17 protein-coding genes and 1 riboswitch are annotated in these 21,888 nt (G+C 63.5%); of the genes, 6 read left to right on the top strand and 11 right to left on the bottom strand.

Annotated elements, in window-relative coordinates; genetic code table 11:
* The first annotated feature begins 7 nt into the window (after positions 1 to 7).
* Positions 8 to 601, top strand: a complete 594-nt coding sequence (locus D1223_RS03505) for a F0F1 ATP synthase subunit B family protein (RefSeq protein ID WP_158588388.1) — start codon at positions 8 to 10, stop codon at positions 599 to 601.
* A gap of 115 nt (positions 602 to 716) precedes the next feature.
* On the opposite strand, the gene D1223_RS03500 is transcribed toward D1223_RS03505, so the two are convergent.
* The 7 genes from D1223_RS03500 to D1223_RS03470 all read right to left on the bottom strand — a co-directional run bounded on the left by D1223_RS03500 (position 717) and on the right by D1223_RS03470 (position 7,945).
* The gene (locus D1223_RS03500) at positions 717 to 1,004 is read right to left on the bottom strand and encodes a hypothetical protein (protein ID WP_199288185.1); all 288 of its coding nucleotides are present in this window, start codon (positions 1,002 to 1,004) and stop codon (positions 717 to 719) included.
* Positions 1,005 to 1,253: 249 nt separating this feature from the next.
* Entirely contained in the window at positions 1,254 to 2,825 is a 1,572-nt protein-coding gene (gcvPB, locus tag D1223_RS03495) for an aminomethyl-transferring glycine dehydrogenase subunit GcvPB (protein ID WP_119375002.1), read from the bottom strand.
* Positions 2,822 to 3,133 carry a hypothetical protein gene (locus D1223_RS03490; RefSeq protein ID WP_119375001.1) on the bottom strand — a complete coding sequence of 104 codons (312 nt, stop codon included), beginning with the start codon at positions 3,131 to 3,133 and terminating at the stop codon, positions 2,822 to 2,824. Before D1223_RS03490 ends, gcvPB begins: the two co-directional genes overlap by 4 nt.
* The gene (gene gcvPA, locus D1223_RS03485; RefSeq protein ID WP_119375000.1) at positions 3,133 to 4,476 is read right to left on the bottom strand and encodes an aminomethyl-transferring glycine dehydrogenase subunit GcvPA; all 1,344 of its coding nucleotides are present in this window, start codon (positions 4,474 to 4,476) and stop codon (positions 3,133 to 3,135) included. The genes D1223_RS03490 and gcvPA overlap by 1 nt, the downstream gene beginning before the upstream one ends.
* A complete protein-coding gene (gcvH, locus tag D1223_RS03480; protein WP_119374999.1) occupies positions 4,476 to 4,871 on the bottom strand; it encodes a glycine cleavage system protein GcvH in 396 nt (131 codons plus the stop codon). Before gcvH ends, gcvPA begins: the two co-directional genes overlap by 1 nt.
* Before the next feature lie 11 nt (positions 4,872 to 4,882).
* Entirely contained in the window at positions 4,883 to 6,037 is a 1,155-nt protein-coding gene (gene gcvT, locus D1223_RS03475) for a glycine cleavage system aminomethyltransferase GcvT (RefSeq protein ID WP_119374998.1), read from the bottom strand.
* A 173-nt stretch (positions 6,038 to 6,210) separates the two neighbouring features.
* A riboswitch (glycine riboswitch) is annotated at positions 6,211 to 6,303 on the bottom strand.
* 331 nt (positions 6,304 to 6,634) lie between these two features.
* Positions 6,635 to 7,945, bottom strand: coding sequence for an acyl-CoA dehydrogenase family protein (locus tag D1223_RS03470; protein ID WP_119374997.1), 1,311 nt, complete (start codon positions 7,943 to 7,945; stop codon positions 6,635 to 6,637).
* Positions 7,946 to 8,212: 267 nt separating this feature from the next.
* On the opposite strand from D1223_RS03470, the gene D1223_RS03465 reads away from it, so the two are divergent.
* The gene (locus tag D1223_RS03465; RefSeq protein ID WP_119374996.1) at positions 8,213 to 8,515 is read left to right on the top strand and encodes a CC_3452 family protein; all 303 of its coding nucleotides are present in this window, start codon (positions 8,213 to 8,215) and stop codon (positions 8,513 to 8,515) included.
* A gap of 84 nt (positions 8,516 to 8,599) precedes the next feature.
* On the opposite strand, the gene D1223_RS03460 is transcribed toward D1223_RS03465, so the two are convergent.
* Positions 8,600 to 8,989: a VOC family protein gene (locus D1223_RS03460; protein WP_119374995.1), complete on the bottom strand. Its 390-nt coding sequence runs from the start codon at positions 8,987 to 8,989 to the stop codon at positions 8,600 to 8,602.
* A gap of 264 nt (positions 8,990 to 9,253) precedes the next feature.
* Here D1223_RS03460 and D1223_RS03455 point away from each other — a divergent pair, with 264 nt between their 5' ends.
* The 3 genes from D1223_RS03455 to D1223_RS03445 all read left to right on the top strand — a co-directional run bounded on the left by D1223_RS03455 (position 9,254) and on the right by D1223_RS03445 (position 11,654).
* Positions 9,254 to 10,462 (top strand): acetyl-CoA C-acyltransferase, encoded by a 1,209-nt coding sequence (locus D1223_RS03455; RefSeq protein ID WP_119374994.1) that lies wholly within the window; start codon positions 9,254 to 9,256, stop codon positions 10,460 to 10,462.
* Between the two features lie 50 nt (positions 10,463 to 10,512).
* Positions 10,513 to 10,827, top strand: coding sequence for a hypothetical protein (locus D1223_RS18985; RefSeq protein ID WP_233350175.1), 315 nt, complete (start codon positions 10,513 to 10,515; stop codon positions 10,825 to 10,827).
* A 164-nt stretch (positions 10,828 to 10,991) separates the two neighbouring features.
* Positions 10,992 to 11,654: a TlpA family protein disulfide reductase gene (locus D1223_RS03445; protein ID WP_119374993.1), complete on the top strand. Its 663-nt coding sequence runs from the start codon at positions 10,992 to 10,994 to the stop codon at positions 11,652 to 11,654.
* On the opposite strand, the gene D1223_RS03440 is transcribed toward D1223_RS03445, so the two are convergent.
* The gene (locus D1223_RS03440) at positions 11,639 to 12,442 is read right to left on the bottom strand and encodes a sterol desaturase family protein (RefSeq protein WP_119374992.1); all 804 of its coding nucleotides are present in this window, start codon (positions 12,440 to 12,442) and stop codon (positions 11,639 to 11,641) included. The two genes, D1223_RS03445 and D1223_RS03440, sit on opposite strands and share 16 nt — an antisense overlap.
* Positions 12,443 to 12,685: 243 nt before the next feature.
* Here D1223_RS03440 and D1223_RS03435 point away from each other — a divergent pair, with 243 nt between their 5' ends.
* Positions 12,686 to 14,719: a hypothetical protein gene (locus D1223_RS03435; protein WP_119374991.1), complete on the top strand. Its 2,034-nt coding sequence runs from the start codon at positions 12,686 to 12,688 to the stop codon at positions 14,717 to 14,719.
* 81 nt (positions 14,720 to 14,800) lie between these two features.
* On the opposite strand, the gene pbpC is transcribed toward D1223_RS03435, so the two are convergent.
* Positions 14,801 to 16,864, bottom strand: a complete 2,064-nt coding sequence (gene pbpC / locus D1223_RS03430; RefSeq protein WP_119374990.1) for a penicillin-binding protein 1C — start codon at positions 16,862 to 16,864, stop codon at positions 14,801 to 14,803.
* Entirely contained in the window at positions 16,861 to 21,825 is a 4,965-nt protein-coding gene (locus tag D1223_RS03425) for an alpha-2-macroglobulin family protein (protein WP_119374989.1), read from the bottom strand. The genes pbpC and D1223_RS03425 overlap by 4 nt, the downstream gene beginning before the upstream one ends.
* Positions 21,826 to 21,888: the final 63 nt, after the last annotated feature.

The following is a 21,888-nucleotide window of genomic DNA, read 5'->3' as shown; positions in this document are numbered from 1 at the left end:
AATGATGATGAAACGTCTGGTTCCCGTTCTCCTCGCCGCGACAAGCGCACCGCTCGCCTTCGCCGCTGAAACGAGCGGCAGTGCCCATGAGTCCGGCGCGACCTTCATGAACATCGTTGCCCCGTTCCTCGATCCGGTGACCCATGTTGCCACGGCGGCGCTTATCGTCTTCCTGATCATCGCTGCCGCTCTCGGCGCCTTCAAGGCTGTCGGCAAGGCGCTCGACGACCGCGCTGGCGACATCCAGAAGCAGCTCGACGAATCCCGCGCCCTGCGTGAGGAAGCAGCCGCCATGCTGGCTGAGGCCGAGCGCAAGCAGAAAGAGGCCGACCAGACGGCCGAGGCCATGATCCAGCAGGCCAAGGCTGACGCCAAGTTGATGGTCGAGCAGGCCCGCAAGGACCTCGCCGAGAAGGTGGCCCGCCGCGAAGCCCAGGCCGAAGCCCGTATCGCGCGCGCCGAAGCCGAAGCCGCACAGGATGTCCGCCGGGCCGCCGCTGACGCAGCCACACGCGCCTCCAAGGAGATCATTTCGAGCTCCAGCAAGCGTGGTGACCTGTTCACCGAAGCGCTGGAAGAAATCGACAAGGCGCTCAACTAGGCGCCCTGCTCCGGACCCGAATTCAAAAAAGCCCCGCCGAAACGATCCGGCGGGGCTTTTTCTTGTCCTGTTGTCGGGCGTGTCTGCCTACCGAAGCGCAGGCGCGGTGACCCGCCTAACCGGTCTTACTCTTTTCGCGGCCGAAGACGGCGCGCATGAGCCAGTTCGGCGCGAAGCGTTCGAGGCGGGGGTTGCGCGCCAGCATATTCTCCATCCAGCGCTTGCCCCAGATCGCGTTACGTCCCAGCAGGACGACGCCGAGGATCGCAAGCGGCAGACCAATCGGCAGGATCGGCGTCAGGAAGGCGATCGGAATGGCAATAATGATGAAGAACAGGCCGAGCAGCGCCAGGAACTGGCGCACCACAGTGCGGAGTCCTGTTGTCACGGTCTGCAGCGGCACGCGGCGTTTCCTCTTGCTATCTGCCTCGGAGTCTGTGTCCGGCTCTGGCTCTGAATTCAACATTCGGGCCTATATGGATATCGTTTCTAGTTCTGCCTAGAAGATGGTTTGAATGTGATGAATTTCAGGCGCAAATCCCGAATAACACACTTCACCATTCTGTAAGCACAGCGTGCCGGAGCCAGCCAGCAAATGCAATTGGCCGGAGACTCAAAAGCCCGTGAATTACCCGTTTTTAAGCCGACTGGGCTATTCTGCCGCAAGCGACTCCGGCTCTGGCGGGACCCAGCGCAACACCGGCTTGCGAGCAGCCTGCGTCTCGTCGAGACGGCGCATCGGAGCAAGATAAGGCGCCCCCTTCAGGCTCTCATCACCGCTGGCGGCCCGCTCGGCAATCGCGGCAAGCGCGTCGCAGAACCGGTCGAGTTCGGCCTTGCTCTCGGTCTCCGTCGGCTCGATCAGCATGGCGCCATGCACAACCAGCGGGAAGTACATGGTCATCGGGTGATAGCCCTCGTCGATCAGCGCCTTGGCGATGTCCAGCGTTTCGATACCCTCGGCGGTGAAGGCATCGGAGAATAGCGCTTCGTGCATGCAGTAGCCGTCAAAGGCTGGCGTCATGACCTTCTTCAGCCGTGCCTGGATATAATTGGCGTTGAGAACGGCATCTTCGGCCGCCTGTTTGAGGCCATCGGCGCCGTGGCTCAGCATATAGGTCAGCGCCCGCGTGAACATGCCCATCTGGCCGTGGAAGGCGCAAAGGCGGCCAAAAGCGTCCTCGCCCTCCCCTTTCGTTTCCTCCACCAGGTGGAAGCCATCTTCATCCTTCACGACGAACGGCACGGGCGCATAGTCGGCCAGCGCTTCGGATAACACGGTCGGGCCTGCACCCGGTCCACCACCGCCATGCGGCGTCGAGAAGGTCTTGTGCAAGTTGATGTGCATCGCATCGACGCCGAGATCGCCGGGACGCACGCGCCCGACAATCGCGTTGAAGTTCGCGCCGTCGCAGTAGAAATAGCCGCCGGCCGCGTGGATGAGGTCGGCGATCTCGCGGATATCGGTCTCGAACAGGCCGCACGTATTCGGATTGGTCAGCATGATGCCGGCAATATCCGAGCTGTCTTCCAGCTTGGCCTTGAGGTCTTCCATGTCGACGCGACCGCGCTTGTCGGCCTTGATCTCATCGACCTTGAAGCCGCACTGCACCGCCGTTGCGGGGTTCGTGCCATGGGCCGAAGCGGGGACAAGCACGCGCGTGCGCGTCTCGATTTCGCCGCGCGCCATCAGGGCCCGGCGGATCGCCATCATGCCGCAGAATTCGCCATGCGCGCCGGCCTTCGGGCTCATCGCCACGGCGGGCATGCCGGTCAGCGTCTTCAGCCATGTCGCCAGCTGGTCGATCATTTCCAGTGCCCCTTGAACCGTCGATTGTGGCTGCAGCGGGTGGATGTCGGCGAAGCCCGGCATGCGCGCGACTTTCTCATTCAGCCGCGGATTATGCTTCATCGTGCAGGAGCCGAGCGGGAAGAGGCCGAGATCGATGGCGTAATTTTTCTGGCTGAGCCGCACATAGTGGCGAACGGCTTCTGGTTCCGACAGGCCCGGCAGGTCGGTCGGACGCTTGCGGGCAACACCGCCAAGGCGGGGCTTCACGCCCTTCGGCTTGGGCAGGTCGACACCGGTCTTGTTGACGCAGCCCGTCTCGAAGATTAGGTCTTCGCGCTGCTGCAGACCGCGCGAGCCGGAAACGGTATGGATATCGGACATTGAGCTTGCCTCGGTTGGCGTTGTGGAACGGCCTTGGGAATTCATGGTCATGCGTGGGTCTCCACAAAATGCGGGGAATTGGCGCCAAACTTCTCGCGGATGCGCTTGTTCGCAACGCTGACATTGACCGCGCCCATGGCGATGATCTCGCGGCGCAGGTTCGAATAGAGCGTTTTGAAACTGTCCGGTTCGCGCCAGACCTCGGGATTGTCGATGATCGCCTGGAATTGCTGCTTGCGCTTGTTGAGGCGTGCCGGGCTGATGCCGATGGCGCGGAAGCGTTCCTGCAGGAAAGCTTCATACTCCATGATGGCACGCTTGTGGTCCCAGGCGTCCTGGTGTTGGGGGGTGTCTGTCACTATAGCACCTCCCTCAACGCTTCAGCGTAGACAGCGATGTCTTCTTCCGTCGTGCACTCGGTCGCGCAGGCGATGATGACATCATCCAGCTTCTTGCCCGGGAAGAGCCGGGAGGCGCGCACGCCGCCGATGACGCCAAGCTCGTCCAGTTCGGCGAGCACGGCTTCGGCATTGCCCGGCACCCGGAAGGCAAACTCGTTGAAGAAGCGCGGTGTCAGGATCTCAACGCCCTTCACTTCTTCCAGAGCATCCGCCAGCAGGCAGGCGGCTTCGTGGTTGAGCGTGGCGAGTTGGGTGAGGCCCTTGTCGCCCAGCAGCGTCATGTGCGCGGTGAAGGCGAGCGTGCAGAGGCCCGCATTGGTGCAGATATTCGACGTCGCCTTGTCCCGGCGAATATGCTGCTCGCGCGTCGACAGGGTCAGCACGAAACCGCGCTGGCCATCGGCGTCCTGCGTCTCGCCGCAGAGCCGTCCCGGCATCTGGCGGACATGTTTCTGGTTGGTCGCGAACAGGCCGACATAAGGCCCGCCGAAGTTCAGCGCATTGCCGATCGACTGACCTTCGCCAACCGCGATATCGGCGCCCATCTCGCCCGGCGGCGTGACCATGCCGAGCGCGACCGTTTCAGTGAAGACCGAGACGAGCAGCGCCCCGTCAGCATGCGCGGCTTCGGAGACCGGCGTCAGGTCCGTGACCGTGCCGAAGACATTCGGGCTTTGCCCGATGACGCAGGCTGTCTTGTCGTTGACCGCGTCGCTGAGCGCCAGCTCGCCATCGACAGCCGGCGGCAGCTGAACGACCTCGATGCCCTGCGCTTCGCAGACGGTTCGGGTCGCCGAGGCATAGTGCGGGTGCAGGCCGCCAGACAGGACCACGCGGCGCCGGCGGGTCACCCGGCAGGCCATCAGCGCCGCCTCGGCGCAGGCCGTCGAGCCGTCATACATGGAGGCATTGGCGACATCCATCGCTGTCAGGGCCGCGACCTGGGACTGGAATTCAAACAGGGTCTGAAGAGTGCCCTGCGCGATTTCCGGCTGGTAAGGCGTGTAGGTCGTCAAAAATTCCGAGCGCTGGATAATGTGGTCGACCGTGGCTGGCACATGGTGCTTGTAAGCCCCGCAGCCCACGAAGAAGCGGCCTTCGGACGCGGTCCGGTTCTTCCCCGCGAGCGCCGCCATGTGGCGCTCGACCGCCAGCTCGCCCTGATGGTCAGGCAGGCCGTCGATCTTGCCGCCAAGGCGGGCGGCTTCGGGAACGTCGGCATAGAAATCGTCAATCGACGCCGCGCCGGTGACGGCGAGCATCGCCTTGCGGTCTTCGGGTGTGAGGGGCAGGTAGCGCATCAGGCAAGTCCCTTGCAGTATTCATAATAGGCATCTTTATCCATGAGGCCCTCGGTTTCGGCGCCATCGGAAAACTTGATGACGCAGAACCAGCCTTCGGTCTCGGGATGCTCGTTGACCTTTTCCGGTGCGTCGGCGAGCGCGCCATTGGCGTCGATCACCTCGCCGGACATGGGCGCGTAGACGTCGGAGGCGGCCTTCACACTCTCGACGACGGCCATCTCGTCACCCTTCTTGACGGTCTTGCCAACCTCGGGCGTCTCGACGAAGACCACATCGCCAAGCTGGTCGGCGGCGTAGCGGGTGATGCCCACCGTGGCGAGGTCGCCGTGCACGGTGACCCATTCATGGTCTTCGGTGTAGAAGGTGACTTGCTGGGTAAATTTCTGCGTCATCTGGCTGGTCCTCAACGTTTGTAATTGTGCTCGACGAAAGGCAGTGCGGCGACTTCCGCCATGCGCGCCTTGCCCCTCACCATGAGTTCGATCTGCGTGCCCGGTTCGGCGAGGTCGGCGCGGATATAGCCCATGGCGACGGGCGCATCGACCGTCGGGCCGAACCCACCGGATGTAACGATGCCGACGGTTTCTCCGTTCACCTGAATCTCGGTCCCTTCACGCGCCGGGGCGCGCTCAAGCGGCCGGATCCCGACGCGCTTTTCGGCCGGGCCATTGGCAAGCTGGTCGAGTATTTTTGCTGCGCCGGGGAAATCAGCGCGCTCGCGGCGTGACTTCTGGATCACCCATTGCAGGTCTGCCTCGACCGGCGTGCGCGTCGCGTCCATGTCATGCCCATACAGGCAGAGGCCTGCCTCAAGGCGCAGCGAGTCGCGCGCGCCCAGGCCGATCGGCTTTACCCGGTCATCTTTCAGCAGCTTTGCAGCAAGCGTCTGGCCCGCATCAGCCGGTATGAGGATTTCAAACCCGTCTTCACCGGTGTAGCCACAGCGCGACACCATGCACTCTGCCCCCTCCCAGGCGGCCAGCATGGCCTTCATGAAACCAAGATCCTCACAGCCCGGAAACTCATCCTTCAGGACCTCGACGGCTTCAGGCCCTTGGAGGGCCATCAGGACCCGGTGATCGGCGGGCTGGAGCACTGCCCGGCCCTTGAACTGTTTCTCGAACAGCGCCCAGTCCTGAGCTTTCACGGCGCCGTTGACGACGATGTAGAGCCGCCCGTTCTGTTTCTCATCCGGCAGACGGGTGATAATCAGGTCGTCGAGGATCCCGCCATCATCATTGAGCAGCGTGGTCAGCCGCGCCTGCCCCGGCTTGAGACCGGCAATGTTGCTCGGAACGACTTCCTCAATCAGCGCGGCAATTGCCTTGTGGGCGTCTTCGCTGCCTGACGGGCCGTCTTTCAGGGTCAGGAAGCACGGCCCCATATGAGAGACATCGAACAGGCCGGCATGCTCGCGGGTCCAGAGGTGCTCTGGCTTCACGCCTTCAAACTGGACCGGCATATCATAGCCGGCAAACGGGACCATCCGCGCGCCGAGCGAAACGTGCAGCCCATGAAGGGGTGTCTGCCTGAGATCGTGTGTAGCCTGGTCTGCCATGGCGCCCTTTGCGGTCAAACGGCCACGCGCCCTCGCCTTTCGAGGATCATGGCCGCCCCCGCTGTCTCGGCGCCTGAGAGATTCCGCCTGACGCCCATGAACCGGGCCGGCTTGCTCCTTCGGCGAGGCCATCAGCACGAAAATGACCGTGCCTGCCTCTTTCCAGCGTGTGGTCTCTCTCCCGGTCCTTTTGCCTGAGCGTTTCCGGGGCGGTTGCGCCTTCGGCGGCAGGCTGACGTTTGCCTGCTCTCTCCCGGGGAGGAGATATTGCTAACAACACACCTATTTCAGAGTCGCCCGCCCGGCAAGGCGATGACGCAATTGCGATGGAAATTCCCGGTCAGCGTGCCTGAGTCTTACTCAGTCATTGCAGGGTTTGAGAGCTGGCTGGCAGCAACCGGGCAAGCGCGCCTCAGCTCACGGGCATTCTCCGCCAGAAAGTAACGCGAGGCACCTCCCGCGCATTTCTCCAGTTTTTTTCCGGGCGCTCCGGGCCGAATCAAGGGCAACGGCACAGACGCTGATGCCCATGCCACGCATCCGATCGCGCCGCTGACGGGCCTGCGGTACGGTTTTCGACCGCAAGACCCGCAATCACTACCGCACGGCGAAGTCGAACGGTTCGTTGCGGTTGGCGCCCTTGTTGGGGCCCATGAAGCCGAACAGGTGGCCGGCCACTTTCCGCATCTGGATCTCCTCGGAGCCCTCGGTAATCCGGTAGCGGCGGTGGTGACGGTAGATATGCTCGAACGGCTTGTGGCGCGAATAGCCCATACCGCCATGCACCTGCATCGCCCGGTCGGCCGCATCGCAGCAGAGCCGGTTGGCGTAGTAGTTACACATCGACACCTTGTCGGAGAGATAGATCGCAACGTCCGGTTTCGACATCTGGTCGATCTGCCAGGCCGTCTTGAAAATGAAGAGCCGCAGCATCTCTGCCTGAGTGGCAAGCTCCACCAGCGGGAACTGGATCGCCTGGTTGTACGACAGCGCCTTGCCGAAGGGGCGGCGTTCATTGGCGTAGTTGATGGCTTCGGTGATGCAGTACATCGCCGCGCCGACCGAACTTGCCGCCTGACGGATGCGGTTTTCGTGCACGAAATGCTGGGCAAGCGCGAGACCGCCTTCCGGCGGACCGAATACCGCATCTTCCGGCACCCAGAGGTCCTTGATGTAGAACCGGCAGTGGTCGGTCGGCATGTTGAACGTCCACATGTACTCATCAATCTCGATGGCCGGGTCATCGGCCGGGACGATCAGGCAGGTAATGCCTTTCGCGTCGCCATCGTTTCCGCTGGTCCGGCAGAACAGCATGATGTGGCTGGCGACATGCATCCCGGTGATCCACATCTTGGAGCCGTTGATCAGCCAGCCATCCTTGCCGTCCTTCTTGTGGCGCACAGCGCGGGTTTCCATGTGAGTCGCATCCGAGCCATGGTCGGGCTCAGTCAGGCCGAAGCAGGCCTTGAACTCGCCTTTCAGCGCGGCTTCCGCGAGGTGTTTCTGGTCCGGCCGCGCAAAGTCGCGCAGCATCAGGATCTGCGGGAAGTTGCCGACAATGGAATGCTCGTTCTGAAGGTCGTTGTGCAGGCCAAGTCCCTTCCGCGCGAAGTGTTCGCGAATGATGGCCATGCCGAGATTGGTCCCGTCCTGGCCGCCAAACTCCTTCGGCAGCGCATAGCGCAGGTGCCCGGCTTCATCGGCAAGCTTCTTCGCCTTGGTGAGAAGCTCTTCCCATTCCGGCCGCGGAAGGCCGCCATTGTCAAAATCGGTCCGCGCCCATTCGCGGCGGTGGTCGAAGAAGCGGATATTGTCATCCTGCTCTTCCAGCGGCTTGATCTTGTCTTCGATGAATTTGTCCAGCACGACGAGATAGTCGGCGATTTCCTTGGGTATATTGAAGTCCATCTGCGGTCTCCCTGCCCTTCTTTTCTATATCTACCGCCCAGAATACCGGGCCCCGGTGAGGCTGCAATCAGCGCCGTCGCGTCAACTCGGGAACATTTTTTCCGGGCGCCTTGCGTAACGATCATTGCACGAGCGTGCCGCCGCCCGAAAATAACCGCCCTGAACGATTGACAATTTATTCAGCCGTCATAAACTGAGACTGCGGATTACAAGCAAACAACCGCCGACAGAAATAACCCCGAGCACTGCACCAGGAGTTTCCTCCCAATGAATCGTTTCATCCCTCTCGCCGCTGCGGCTGCAGCGATCGTGTTGCCGGCTGCCGCTGGCACAAGCTTCACGGCGAAGGTCGCCACGCCGTTCGAGACTCAGGAAAACGTTGTCGCTGCCAAAGCCCTTTGGAGCTGCAGCGGCGATACATGCGTCGCCGAACTCAACCGCCGCACCGTCACCGTGCGCACCTGCAAGAAAGTCGCCTCGGAAGTTGGCGTACTGGCCGGTTTCAGCAACGACAAGGAAAGCCTCTCAGAGGAAGACCTCGCCAAGTGCAACGAAGCCGCCAAGGACTAAGTAAGCTTTCATCTCACTCTCTGAATACTTTGGCCGCCCTTCACTGTTAAGGGCGGCCTTTTTTTCGTTCCGGCGGACGCCTGCCTAGCCACGTTCCTTCGGCTGCCAGAGTTCGATCTTGCGCCCGTCGGGATCCATGAGCCAGGCAAAGCGGCCATAATCGAAGTCCTCCGGCGGCTGAACGAGCTCGACACCGGCCGTCTCGATCCGTTTCAGGACAGCGTCCATGTCGTCAACCATCAGGTTGAACATGACAGTTTCAGAAGACGGCTTGAAATAATCGCTGCCGGACTTGAAGGGGGCGAAAATCGACCGCGCCCCCTCGGGAAAGGCCTTCGCCGAAGCTGCGTGCAGGAAATCAAACCCGCCATAGTCATTCGGCGCCATGCCCAGCACCTCTTCATACCACTTTGCCGTCGCCGCCGGATCGTCGCAGAGAAAGAATATGCCGCCCAGGCCGATGACATTGCTCATAAGTTTTCCCTTCCATCAGCGGGTTGGCAAATCAGTCGGGGACGAAGACCGCTACCACCTTCCGCCCGGAAGCGATCATACCGAACGCCGGGCCGGGCACCATCCACGCGGTCAAAAAAAGACCGTCCGGCCTGTCGGGGATGTCCATCGAAACCTTTCCGCTGCGGCATACCGGCGCCGCCGTTGAAAAGTCTGGCCTATTAGGTCCGCCGACATTAGGGTTCGCGGCAACAAGAACCTAGCCTACCGGAGGACATTATCCCTATGAGAGAAGCAGTTATCGTATCGACCGCCCGCACCGCGCTGACCAAGGCTGGCCGCGGCGCCCTCAATGACACGCATGGCATCAAGATGGCAGGCCATGCCATCAAGGGCGCGATCGAGCGCGCTGGCATCGACCCGAAGGAAGTCGAGGATGTCTTCCTGGGTTCGGCCCAGCCCGAAGGCGCCACCGGCCATAATGTTGCACGCAATGCGGCGCTCTGGGCCGGCTGCCCGTCAAGCACGTCCGGCGCGACCATCAACCGGTTCTGCTCTTCCGGCCTGCAGGCTATCGCCAATGCGGCTCACACGGTGATGAATGAAGGCGCACCGGTTGCGATCGGCGGCGGCGTGGAGAGTCTCTCGCTCGTTTCCCGGTCCGGTCACATGAACACCTATCGCTACACCGAAGAAGAGCTGATGCAGAAATGGCCGGCGATCTGGATGACGATGATCGAAACCGCAGAGATCGTCGCCGACCGCTACAATGTCTCCCGCGAAGCGCAGGACATGTATTCGGCCGAAAGCCAGCGCCGCACGGCCAATTTCCAGGAAAAGGGCTGGATGGCCGAAGAGATCGTCCCGATGAAGACCAAGATGAAGCTGGTCAACAAGGAAACGGGCGAAGAAACCTATCAGGAGGTCGTCGCAGACCGCGATGACTGTAACCGCCCTGGCACGACCTATGAAACGCTGGCAGGCCTGAAGCCGGTCTTCTCCGGCGGCATGGTCGTCAAGGAAGGCAAGTACGTCACCGCCGGTAACGCCTCGCAACTGTCCGACGGCGCCGCTGCCGTGGTCGTGATGGAAGCGGCCGAAGCCAAGAAGCGCAATATCGAGCCACTCGGCCGGTTTGTCGGTTTCAATGTCGCCGGTTGCGATCCGGACGAGATGGGCATCGGCCCGGTCTTCGCCGTCCCGCGCCTGCTCGAGCGTCATGGCCTGAAGGTCGACGACATCGACCTGTGGGAGCTGAACGAGGCCTTCGCTTCGCAGTGCCTCTACAGCCGCGACCGGCTCGGCATCGATCCGGAGAAGTATAACGTCAATGGCGGCTCGATCTCGATCGGTCACCCCTTCGGCATGACCGGCGCACGCTGCACCGGCTCCCTGCTGCTGGAAGGCAAGCGCCGCGGGGCCAAGTGGGGCGTCGTGACCATGTGCATCGGCGGCGGCATGGGCGCAGCGGGTCTGTTTGAAATTTACAGCTAAACCTGTAATTGTTCTGTCAGACGAAAAGCCTGACTGAACAAGGAGACTTCATGAAGTTGACTGCGATTGCACTCGCCGGGCTGTGCCTGGCCGCCACCGCCTGCACATCCGGCCCCCAAAGAGCCAATACGGGCGGCGCAGCCAACTTCAAAGTCACCCCGCAACTACGCGCCGAACTGGAACAGCAGGGCCTGGACCCGGATGAGCGTGTCTGCCGGACGGAAGACCAGATCGGTTCGATCATTCCGAAACGCATCTGCGCAACCCGGGCGGCCTGGTACGCCAAGACCAAGGCAAGCCAGGAAGGGACGGCCGAAATCCAGCGCGATGCGCTGCAGACAAGGGCACCCGGCTCAGGCGGCTAACAACGCCTTTGGCCAGCCCTTTCAAGACAGACAAGGCCCCGGCGCAAGCCGGGGTCTTTTTTTGCGCATTTTCCCCTCAAATCTTCGCGAGACGGGCTTCAGGGGTTTCCAATTCGCCCGAGGTCCCTACATCTGTCGCCACCCAATATGAGAGGACCTGCCCCATGCTGCGCACCGTGATCGCCTCCTGCGCCCTTGCATTGCTCGCCGCATGCGGAGGCAGTGGCGGCGCTGACGATACCGATGCGACAGGCTTCATCACACCGGGCACGCCGGTCCCTGAGTCCGCCAGGACCGAACAGGGCGATGTGCCGCGGGACGATTATGGCCGACCCTTCGAATACGCCTTTCTCGGCAAGGCGCTGCCGGACATTGCCGGAAAGCGGATCAACGGGACCAACTTCGAAACGGAAGATCTCGCCGGCCAGTGGACCGTCATCGATGTCTGGGGTCTATGGTGCAGCGACTGCATGGCCGATGCGAAATATGTCGCCGCGCTCGCCAGCGCCATTGCGCAGGACCCGGACCTGCACTTCCTGTCGATCCACACACCGCCAAGCGCTGCCCGCGCCGATGAAGCCTATGGCCGCTACGGTTCGGTGGAAGCCTATTTCGAGGAGAAAGGCTATTCCTACCCGACCGTCATCGACACCAACGCCTCGATCCGCGACGCGCTGGAAATCGCCTGGACGCCAAGCTACCTGCTCGTCGCGCCCGATCTCACCGTACAGGGCTTTCGCTCCGAACTGTCAGCTGCCGATGGCGAGCCGGTGAAAGATTTCATCCGCGACATTGCGAGCGTGAAAGCCGCTTATGCGTCTGATTGAGGTGGGCGCTCAAGCGGCTGCCTGAGCAGCGCAAAGGGCGCCTGGTCCTTTGCCTCGCGCCAGCTTGTCTGGCCGATCGTCATGCCTTCATGGCCCGCATCGGGTTGCGCTTTGTAGAGCCTGAACAGCCGGTCCCAGACAGACAGGCAAAACCCGAAATTGCGATTGGATTCGGTGTAGTCGGTCGAGTGATGAACCCGGTGCATGTCCGGCGTCACGACCAGTTGCCGGAGCACCGCATCCACCGGCTTCGGCAAGGCCCAGTTGGCATGGTTGAATTGTGCAAAGGCGTTGAGGGCCACCTCGAAAAAGAAAGCTGCCCAGGCCGGAATGCCGAAGGCGATCACGATGGCGGCTTTCCATCCCAGTGACACCAGGATTTCCGCCGGATGGAAACGCAGCGCCGTGACCACATCGAGGTGCGGGTCGGCATGATGGACCCGGTGCATGCGCCAGAGCAGCGGAACGCGGTGCATGGCCACATGCTGCGCCCAGACGCTGAGGTCCATGATCAGGAAGGATAGCACCCCAACGACCCAGACCGGTCCTTCGAAGAGGTTGAAAACCCCGATGCCCTGCCCGTCCGCCCAGATCGCGAGTCCAGCAAGGCCCGCCGGTGCAATCAGCCGTGAAATGGCCGCGCCGGCAATGAATAGCACACCCGCTCCTGGCCATCTCTGAAGACGGCTCAGGCTGGCGCGGCGGCGCGGCTGGAGACTCTCCAGACAGGCGAGCGCCAGGAAGACGCCGAGAAAGACTCCCATCCGGATCCAGGCTTCGTTTTCCATGACCGCTTTCGTAATCGAATTCCCGTGACAGTCGATTACATAATTGGAACGATACGTACCCGAAACGATCGGCCTGTAGAAATCCCGGGGTAGCTTGTCCCGTATTGCCACAGCTTTGCCGGGTTTTTGGGATGTAACTACATTTTCACACTGCAGACCGCCCGAACGCTTTGATCATTCGCGTGTTAGGGGTTAGACGAACAGAACGGACCTGCAACCAGAAACAGATGTTGGACCCGCCTCATGCTTCATCCTTCGACGAAAAAGCTGATTGACCGCCTCGCCACCATGACGGCCCAGAAGAAGATTGACTGGATCGAAAAGGACAATGGCGACGTCCTGTACGCGACGGAGGGCTATGTCGTCCGGCTGACCCCGGAACCGCCCCGCGTGCTTCTCAGCACCGAGAGCGGCAAGTCGCTTGAAGATGCGACTTCGACGGTCCTGAACGCGACCATGCATGGCGATGGCGGCACCTATGGCGATCTGGTTGCGCGGCTTGCGCGCGATGCCTGCCGCGACGCGCGCGGAACTGAAGATGCGATCAACACCCTGCTGGCGGGCCTCTCCGACGCCCCGGCAGACGCGGTACCCGCTGACAGCGATGAAGCAGCAGGGGCCACTGCAGAAGCCAGCGAAGAGGCCGTTCCCGTTGGGCCCGATGCGGTCGAGGATCCGGTCGATGACACTACCGCGCTCAGCCCGGTGGGCCCGGACGCGGTCGATGCGCCGGATGCCGGTGAGACCGAGCCCGAGAGCGTGGAGGCCACAGACGCTGAACCGGCTCCCGCTGAGGCAGCAGAGACAGACGAAACACCGGCGCCGGACCTCGCCCTTGACGCCAGCGTCCCCGATGCGGTGATCGACGAGACCAACGATTTCTCCGAGACATCCGAAGACCAAGCAGCGCCGGATGAGGCGCTTGCCTCCGAAGCGGCAGAAAGCGACGAGGATGAGAGCGCCGCAGACGACTCCGAAGACAGCGAAGCCTATGTCGGCGGCGCCGTTGCCCGTCTGGCCGATGAGGTGAATGCCCGGTCCGTCGAGCCCGCGGACGAAAGCGAAGAAGACACAGTCACCGAGCAGAACGCGCCACTATCGCCATCCTTCTCCATCACACCGGACGATGCACCCGCTTTCGAAGAGGCACCGGACGAAATGGCCCCTGAAGCTGCGGCCCCCGTGTCCGACGAAGTGCCAGCCGTGGACGCCGATGAAACTGCCCAGGCTGATGCGGTCACCGACAGCGAAACGCCGGAACCCGCCGCCTCCGCTTCCCCGAATTACATCTGGGACGATGCGCCCGCCGCCGACGCGCTGGTCGCCGAAGCCCAGCCTGAAATGCCTGCTGACGACGGTGCGGAACAGCCTGCAGTCGAGCCAGCGGCAACATTCGCCACCGAACCGGTAAAACCTGCCGAAGCCGTTGCCGAAGCAGACGCGGCCACGGACGCTGTTCCAGCACCCCAGCCGGAGAGCAATGTTCGTTACGTCCCGTTCGGGGCCGCCGGTCTTGAGGCCGTCGGCGCAGACGCCTCCAGCGAAACAGCCGACGAAGGCCCACAGGAGGACACAGTCGACGCAAGCCTGGCCGGCGCTTCGGACATGGCGATGCCGGAGGAGGCAGACCCTGCAGAAACAGTCTCGGAAGACCCTGCGCCTATGGCGGACACGTCCGAGCCCGCGGAGACGTCACCGCAGACGTTTGAACCGGCCGATCCAGAGCCATCGACCAATGTCTCCATGGAACCGCCAGAAACAAAGTCGGACGCATCCGCAGAGCCAATGAGCGTGTCGAGCGAGCAGCCCGCCGCTGAACCGGCACCGGCCCAACCATCTGAGCCGGCCGGGTCTTTCTCTCTCAGCAGCCTTGGTGCTGGTATCGGTTTCGGGGCACGCGCCAACGGCTTCCAGCCGACACCGCCCAGCCCGGCCGGTACGCCGAGGCCGGACATTGAGTCCGTCGGCAAGGCGCCCGTCTTCATCGATGCAACGAACGACTATCCCGGCGACGCCGAGGCAGCCCAGGCTACGGATATTCCAGATGTCAGCGACCTCAACACGAGCGAAGACGCGGTAGAAGCCTCCGTATCCGAGGCCGATCTTGATGCTGTGGCTCCGGCGCAACCCGAAACCTCGACCGGACCGGCTGAGCCTGATCGCGCACTGTCGCTGGTCGACAACGAGACCGAGACCGAGACCAGCGAGGAGCCGGATAATACCGCCGAAGAGGCAAGGCCCGTGCGGCCCAAGACGCGGTTCAATCCGTGGACCTGAGCCAGCTCCACCTCAACCTCGCCTGAATACAGCGTTTGCATGGAGAGCCGCCCTTATCCGGGGCGGCTTTTTTCTGGCGCACTATCCGGCCGTCGACGCGCCCAGTACACGCACCCTGACAGTGGCTTCACGCCCGGCCTCATCGACCGCGCTCACCTTGTAGAAGCCGGATTGTTCAGGCTTCCAGACCGGCAGGCCCGCATCATCGGTCTCGCACGGCACGCCGTTGATGTACCAGCGCAGCTTGCCTTCGCCCCGGCCGGCCAGCACGAACGGCCGCGCGGGCTTGCCATTCACATCGCCTGACCAAAGCTCCGCATCGCGTGGCGGGAACAGGATTTCCGGCGCCTCGCCACCACGGTCGAACCGGGCAAGCGCGCCCTTGGCCTCGGCGGCCCGCTGGCTCATCAGCCGCGACTTGGCCCCGCCATTGCCGCCGAGGTGATAGGCTGCCCGGTCTGCCGCTTCGAACAGGATTGGCAGCGCCGTGTCACGGCCCGTCGCGCCCGGGCGCGGGGCCCCGTCGGCCCGGCCAACCCAGACGACGATGGCATGATCGCCGGATACGCCCGCCGCCCAGGCGTCGCGGAAACCGTAGGATGTGCCGGTCTTGAAGGCGATCTGGGGGGCATTCGCCGTCAGCCGCCCCGGCATACGGCCCTCCGGCGTCGGTGCGTTTTTCAGGATGCGCAGGATCTTTTCGGCGCTGTCCGGGCTCATCAACCTGTAACCGCGCGCCTTGGCCATCTTCTCTTCGTCCTCGACCCGCCAGACCAGCGGCTTGGCATGGCCATTATCGCCAAGCGCGGCGTAGAGCACGGCCAGTTCGCGCGCCGTCAGCCCTGCCCCGCCGAGCGCCAGCGCCAGGCCGGGCTCCTTGTCAGCGCCCTTTGAAATGCGTGGCGGCGCGCCTGCCAGTGCCAGCGTGGCTGCGAACCGTTCAGGCCCGACGCGGTCGAGCGCCAGGACAGCGGGCACATTGAGCGAATGCTGCAGCGCTTCGGAAATACGGACATCGCCGCGGAACATGCGGTCGAAATTGTCAGGCTGATAGGACTTGAAGCGCTTCGGCAGGTCGGAGATGCGCGTATCGGGCGCTGCGGAGCCATCGTCGAACGCCATGGCATAGATGAAGGGTTTCAGCGTCGATCCCGGGGAGCGGGCCTGCGCCGTCAGGTCGAGCCAGCCGCCTGGCAAGTCGCGCGAGGCCGATCCGACCGCCGCCCGGACCGCCCGTGTCGGGATGTCGACCACCAGCATGGCGACCTGCGTTTCATTGCCGAATTCGCGGGCATGCTCATCGGCAAGCGCTTCAAGCTCCTGCTGCAGCTTCGCATCCAGGGTCGAGCGCACATCACCATCTGCGTCCTTCGCAGCGCGCCCGGTGGCATGCCAGGCACGCGCCGGAAAGGCGTACTCGCCCGTCGGTAGATGCGACGTGCGCGCCTCTTCAGCGCGCGCAGCGTCGAGATAGCCGAGACGCTCAAGCTTGGAGACAATCGCCTTGCGGCCTGCAACGGCGCCTTCGGGGCGAAGGTCCGGGCGGCGCACTTCGGGACTTTGCGGCAGGGCGATGAGCAACGCAATCTGGTCATCCGACAGCCGGTCCGGCTCACGCCCGAAATAGTGCCAGCTCGCTGCTCTCAACCCTTCGATATTGCCGCCATAGGGCGTCAGGGTGAGATAGAGTTCGAGGATTTCCCGTTTCGACAGGCGCGCCTCGATCTGGTGGGCGCGAAACATCTCGATCAGCTTGGACGGGATCGTGCGCGGGCGCGGTTCAAGCAGGCGGGCCGTCTGCATGGTGATGGTCGAACCGCCAGACACCACCCGGCCTGCCAGCGCGGAACTCCAGACCGCACGGACCATGCCTGTCCAGTCGACACCGCCATGGCTCCAGAAGCGCTGGTCCTCGACTTCCAGAAGCGCCTCGACGAAAACCGGGTCGATCTCGTCGAGATCGGCACGGAAGCGCCAATGGTGCTCAGGCGTCGGGATGGCGCGTAGCGGGCGGCCATCCCTGTCGGTGACCATGACCGAGACCACATCGCCGCGCTCAAGCGGCGGGGGGAAGATACGGTCGAGCGCGAAGGCGGCGGCCAGCAATGCCGCGAAGGCAATGGCCAGCCGCTTCAGCCAGATCATCTCTGGCCGCCTGTTCCCGCGCTTTGCGTATCGATGGTCACGCGTCCTGGGGCTGAGCGGGCGAAGACGTCGGGACGATACATGTCCTCAGCCGTCACGCCCGGCATCGCGAAGGCACCTGGCGTCACCGCGCGGACCACATAAGCCAGGCGAACCGGCTCGCTGCGAACGTCGATAGCCGCAACGAAGCGGTCATCGCGCGCTTCGGCGGTGTTGGCATCGTCGATCTCGCCCAGCCAGGAGAAGGCGCCGTCGGCGCCGCCATTCGGCCGGTCGCCGTCTGCAGACCGCAGCACCGTCTCGATCTCGAAACCGGCAGGCAGAAGGTCTGCGATGATGACCGGATTGGTCCGGCGCTGCTCCGGCGTGATCACGACGGATACGACCATCTGGTCACCCTGACGGACCTTGCCGAGATCGACCCGGCCACCCGTCATGGTGCGGACGGCCTTTGCCACCTGCAGCTTTGAGGACGTCGCCGGCGGCGGGCTGGACGGCTCACCGCGGACCATCACCGTGCGGAAGACGGGCGTCGAGCGATCGCCAAGCGTGAAGCTGACATCGCTGGTCGCCTGGCTAGCCGTGAGCGAGTAGCGGCGGTCATTGTCATTGCCGCGGCCGAGCCCTTCCACCTCCATGCGAAGGCCCTCGGCCTCCTCATCGCCGCGCATGCCGTTGACGGCCAGGAGGGCAAAGGCTTTTTCCTGTGTCGTCAGCTCGCTCGGGTCCGGTGCGTCCTCACCAAGCCGCTCCGCAAGGCGGGCAACATGGTCATTGAAGCCCGTCTCGGCGGCCAGCGCGAGAATGCCGGCAAGGTCACGCAGCGGCGTCTGGTAATAGTCACCGTCATTATTGTAGCCGAGGGCCTCTTCGGCCGCATCGAAGGCACTCTTGGCCCGCGAGCGATCCCCCATGTAGGAGAGCGCTGCCGCGAGATGGGCCCGCGCGAGCGGGCTTTCTATGTCGCGCAGCTCGCGGTCATGCAGGTAGCGCAGGCGGCTCATATCCGCCTTGCCAGCCTTGGCGAGCACGTAGAGCGCATAGGCCGAGGACCGGCGCATCAGCTTCTTCTCCGTGTCATCGTGCCAGCGGCTCTCCCACACATCCGTGTCGTAGCCATAGACCCGCCAGGCATCGCCCTGGGCGATCTGGCGCATCGACTGGTAAGCGCGGTCGAGCGCTTCAGCCGGGACCTCGTAGCCTTCCGCATTGGCGCGGTAGAGGAAGTCCGCCGTATAGGCCCCGAGCCATGGCGACGCATTGCGGTCCCCCTCGCGCCAGAGACCGAAGGCGCCGTCGGAGGACTGGCGGTTCAGGATGCGGGTGACCGCTTCCTGAACCTGCGTGCGGGCTGGCTCCCGGGCGGTTTCGTCAGCCCCCATGGCGACCAGCTGTTCCTCATAGAGGAGCGGCATGGCGCGGCTGATCGTCTGCTCGGTGCAGCCATAGGGATAGCGAGCCAGCGAGGTGTAAAGCGCGTTCGCATCAAGCGGCAGCGAGGAGAAGGTGATCGTCACCTCGGCCGTGTCGGGCTTGTAATCCGCCAGCAGCGTTTCGGGGATGGACCAGCTGTCGCCAGCTTCCATCATCGCCGTGGAAATGCTCGTTGCCGGCAGCCAGGGCGAGCGCGTCTTGATCTGGTAGTTCCGGTCGACCGAATAGTTGCCGGGACCATCCACACTGAGTTTGACGTCGGCGATGCCGGTCGCGTCGGACCGGATCATGACGCCCTCATCGACCCGCTTGCCATTGGGGATGGTCAGCGAGAGCTGCGTGGCCGGTACTTCCAGCGGGCTGGTCACATCCAGCGACGCAGAGAACGCACCGTCCTCAAGCTCGATATTGTCGATCGAGACCGTGGCCAGGGCTTCGTCGCCCGGCGCGAGGAAGCGCGGCAGGATCAGCTCGCTCGGCGCCGGATCGCGCACGGTCATGGCCTGGCTCGCCGCGCCGAGGCCGGACTCCGACCAGGCAACCGCCATCAGGCGAAGCTCACCATTGAACTCGGGCACATCGAAGGTGACCTTCGCCTTGCCCGTCCGGCCGACATCAACGAGGCCGGAGAACAGTGCAACCGACTTGGTCGGCACGACGCTGAGGCCTTCGCCACCAAGCTGGTCACCGCCCGTGCGGACTTCCGCAGGCAGGCCCATGTTCGGATCAAGCAGGCGGCCATAATCGTCATAGATTTCAACGCCGAGCGCTTTCTTGCCGAAGTAGTACTGAACCGGATCCGGGCTCTGATATTTGGTCAGGCGCAGGATGCCCTCATCGACAGCCGCCAGCGTCAGCCAGACATGTTCGCGCGGGCCGCCGGAGATATCGACCTCGACGGTCTGCTGGCGGCGCGGCCGCACCACCTCCGGCGCATCGATCTCGAGTTCGAAGGTCCGGCTTTCCATGTCGAGCGGCACATAACCGACACCGACAGCGCGGCGCGGCTTGGATTGCACGACAGGGTCACGCGGGGTGTAGACGTTGACGAGGATGTAGGCGCCCTCGCCCCATTCCTCGGTCACCGGCAGGGTAAACTGCGTACCGCCTGCCTGGACATCGCGTGTCTCCACTGAGATGACCTTGTCGGTCGCCACGACGATCTGCGCCTCACCATCATAGGGCGGGTTCACCGTGATCGCGACCGGGCGTCCGGCAACGATCTTCTGGTCCTGGACGACGACCTGCACACGATCGGGCGCTTCGACGCCATCGTCGGAGACGTAGCCGCCCCAGCCGACATAGAAGCCGGTACTGGCCTCGGCGGTCGATCCTTCGGCCGTCACGATCAGCTCATGCTGGCCCCAGTCGAGACCATCCACGCTGACGGTCTGGGTCGTGCCGTCTGTATCGACAACGCCTTCATTGACTGTCGCCACGGTGCGCGAGCGGCGCCAGCGCCAGCGGCCATCCTCACGGTACCAGTCATAGTGGTAGTCGATCTCGATGACTTTCCAGTTCAGTTGCGTATCGACAATCGCACCCTGCGGATCGACGGCGGCCAGTTCGAAGCTCGCCGGCTCGCCGCGCGCGGCCCGCCGGTCGAACCCCTCCTTGATACCGATATAGACATCGCGCGGACGATACGGCACGCGCACGCTTTCGGTGACGGCCCGGCCGCCCGGTTCAAGCACGCTGACCGTTGTGTTCAGGCGCAGCGGCCGGTCGGCGTCTCGGGCCCGGTTTCCCGGCGACAGCCGGATCACCGACTTGCCGGCACCGTCCGTCGTCTGGTCCGACAGCTCGATGATCTGCTCGCTGAAGTTCTGGTCATGGCGCCCGAAGGTGAAGCCCTTGAAGGCATCGAACGGGCTCGGATCGACCTCGACCCGCGCCTGCGACTGGACTGTCAGGCCGGCGCCAGGGGCGCCGTAGAGGAAGCGCGAATCCACTTCGATCTCGCGCGTGCCACCAGCGTCGATCGGGGTATCTTCATCTGTCTCAAGCTCGACAGCAATGCGCTGCGGTACGAAATCCTCGACCGAGAAGCGCAGCGACCCGGCCTCTCCGGCACCGTCAACATCCAGCACGACCCGCCACATGCCGCGCGAGGCGCTGTCGGACAGGGCGTAGTTCCATTGCAGGCCGCCACCCTCCGCACTCGGGAAGCGGTAGCGGTCAGCTTCGAGCCCGTTCGGGCGGTAGACGATCAGATTGCCGGCGCGGTTCTCGATGGCTTCACCGGTGCGGTCGCGCATCAAGGCTGTCAGGTGCACGGTCTCGCCCGGCCGGTAAATGCCACGTTCGGCATAGATATAACCGTCAACCAGGCCCGGCGTCCGGCGTCCGCCCGTACTCTGCTCGGACAGGTCAATCGGGGCGCGGGTCAGGTCCAGCACCGCCAGGTCGCCCTTCGCTCCGAAAGCCATGACCATGCGCGGGGCGAGGTTGCCTTTCCCGTCCAGCAGCGGCGCATCGAAGCGCACGCGGCCAACCTCGCTCGTGTCGGCCTCACCGAGGACTTCATTGTTGAAGGCCACCAGCTGCACGCGGGTGTTCGGCAGGACTTCGCCGTCCTGAAGCGAGCGCAGCGTGACATCGAGACCGTTCTCGCCGCGATAGGCTGTCAGGGCGAGGTCGGTCAGCATGATCCAGCGACGCGCAGAGGCTGGTGGTCCTTCATACCGGTCCAGCTCCCTGGCGTCCTGGATCTCGACGAAATAGGACCCAGGCTTCAGCTCGCCAATGACATCAGGAAGCGGGAAGACCGTGGTCACGGGCGCATTGGTGATGTTGTCGATGGACATCTCGCCGGACCAGACCTCGGATGAGACATCGCGCGGATCGTCCTCGCCATAGAGGTAGGAATAGCGGCCCTGCGGGGCGTCTTCGCCCTGGGTGATCTTCTTGAAGGCCAGCGCACGGTCATTGACGCGGTAGACGGTGACATCGACCGCCTCGACATTGACCGTCTCGATGGCCAGGCCGTCGGCGTTCTCACGCGGCAGGATCACACCCGAGCCGGCGAAGCCAACATAAGGCGGGCGGTCCTCAAAGCTGATCTGGACATCTTCCTCGCGCGCGATCTCCTCGCCCTCAGCAGAAGGGAGGCCTTCGAGAATGGTCGCGGTGTAGGAACGCGCAAAGTCGAGGCCTTCGAGGCAAAGCTCCCGGCCATCAACGTCATAAGCCGGCCGGACGGCCGGGCGCATTTCGATGTAGGTGGAATAGTCGGTATCAGGATCGAGCGGCTTGGAGAAGACAAGGCAGGCGCGCGGCTGATCCCCGGTCGTGTCGGGGGCGTAGCGGAAATAGACGAAGTCGTTTTCTTCCTGGGCGGCGAGGCGCTGGCGTTCGCGTTCGCGCCGTTCGGCAGCGACCTGGTCGGCCCTCGAGCGTTCGACAACCTGTCCACCCGCCTCTTCCGGGACGACGTGGGGCGGCTCGTCACCACCACCGCACGCTGCAAGGGCAGTGAGCAGACCTGCGAGAAAAATGCCCCTTGCCCGGTTTGTGCGGCCAGTCATGTTACGAGTCCTCCCTGTCTGAGCAGATACCTTTACAGGAAGTTGCTGTGCCTCCAACAGGGC

This window comes from Henriciella mobilis (assembly GCF_003576285.1).
Lineage (GTDB): Bacteria > Pseudomonadota > Alphaproteobacteria > Caulobacterales > Hyphomonadaceae > Henriciella > Henriciella mobilis.
This window is presented reverse-complemented; position numbering and strand designations above follow the sequence as displayed.

What these genes read in the sequence shown, in the direction of transcription:
- D1223_RS03505 (WP_158588388.1), top strand. Translation starts at nt 8, where the DNA reads ATGAAACGTCTGGTTCCCGTTCTCCTCGCCGCGACAAGCGCACCGCTC.
- gcvPB (WP_119375002.1), bottom strand. Translation starts at nt 2,825, where the DNA reads ATGACCATGAATTCCCAAGGCCGTTCCACAACGCCAACCGAGGCAAGC.
- gcvPA (WP_119375000.1), bottom strand. Translation starts at nt 4,476, where the DNA reads ATGCGCTACCTGCCCCTCACACCCGAAGACCGCAAGGCGATGCTCGCC.
- gcvH (WP_119374999.1), bottom strand. Translation starts at nt 4,871, where the DNA reads ATGACGCAGAAATTTACCCAGCAAGTCACCTTCTACACCGAAGACCAT.
- gcvT (WP_119374998.1), bottom strand. Translation starts at nt 6,037, where the DNA reads ATGGCAGACCAGGCTACACACGATCTCAGGCAGACACCCCTTCATGGG.
- D1223_RS03470 (WP_119374997.1), bottom strand. Translation starts at nt 7,945, where the DNA reads ATGGACTTCAATATACCCAAGGAAATCGCCGACTATCTCGTCGTGCTG.
- D1223_RS03465 (WP_119374996.1), top strand. Translation starts at nt 8,213, where the DNA reads ATGAATCGTTTCATCCCTCTCGCCGCTGCGGCTGCAGCGATCGTGTTG.
- D1223_RS03460 (WP_119374995.1), bottom strand. Translation starts at nt 8,989, where the DNA reads ATGAGCAATGTCATCGGCCTGGGCGGCATATTCTTTCTCTGCGACGAT.
- D1223_RS03455 (WP_119374994.1), top strand. Translation starts at nt 9,254, where the DNA reads ATGAGAGAAGCAGTTATCGTATCGACCGCCCGCACCGCGCTGACCAAG.
- D1223_RS18985 (WP_233350175.1), top strand. Translation starts at nt 10,513, where the DNA reads ATGAAGTTGACTGCGATTGCACTCGCCGGGCTGTGCCTGGCCGCCACC.
- D1223_RS03445 (WP_119374993.1), top strand. Translation starts at nt 10,992, where the DNA reads ATGCTGCGCACCGTGATCGCCTCCTGCGCCCTTGCATTGCTCGCCGCA.
- D1223_RS03440 (WP_119374992.1), bottom strand. Translation starts at nt 12,442, where the DNA reads ATGGAAAACGAAGCCTGGATCCGGATGGGAGTCTTTCTCGGCGTCTTC.
- D1223_RS03435 (WP_119374991.1), top strand. Translation starts at nt 12,686, where the DNA reads ATGCTTCATCCTTCGACGAAAAAGCTGATTGACCGCCTCGCCACCATG.
- pbpC (WP_119374990.1), bottom strand. Translation starts at nt 16,864, where the DNA reads ATGATCTGGCTGAAGCGGCTGGCCATTGCCTTCGCGGCATTGCTGGCC.
- D1223_RS03425 (WP_119374989.1), bottom strand. Translation starts at nt 21,825, where the DNA reads ATGACTGGCCGCACAAACCGGGCAAGGGGCATTTTTCTCGCAGGTCTG.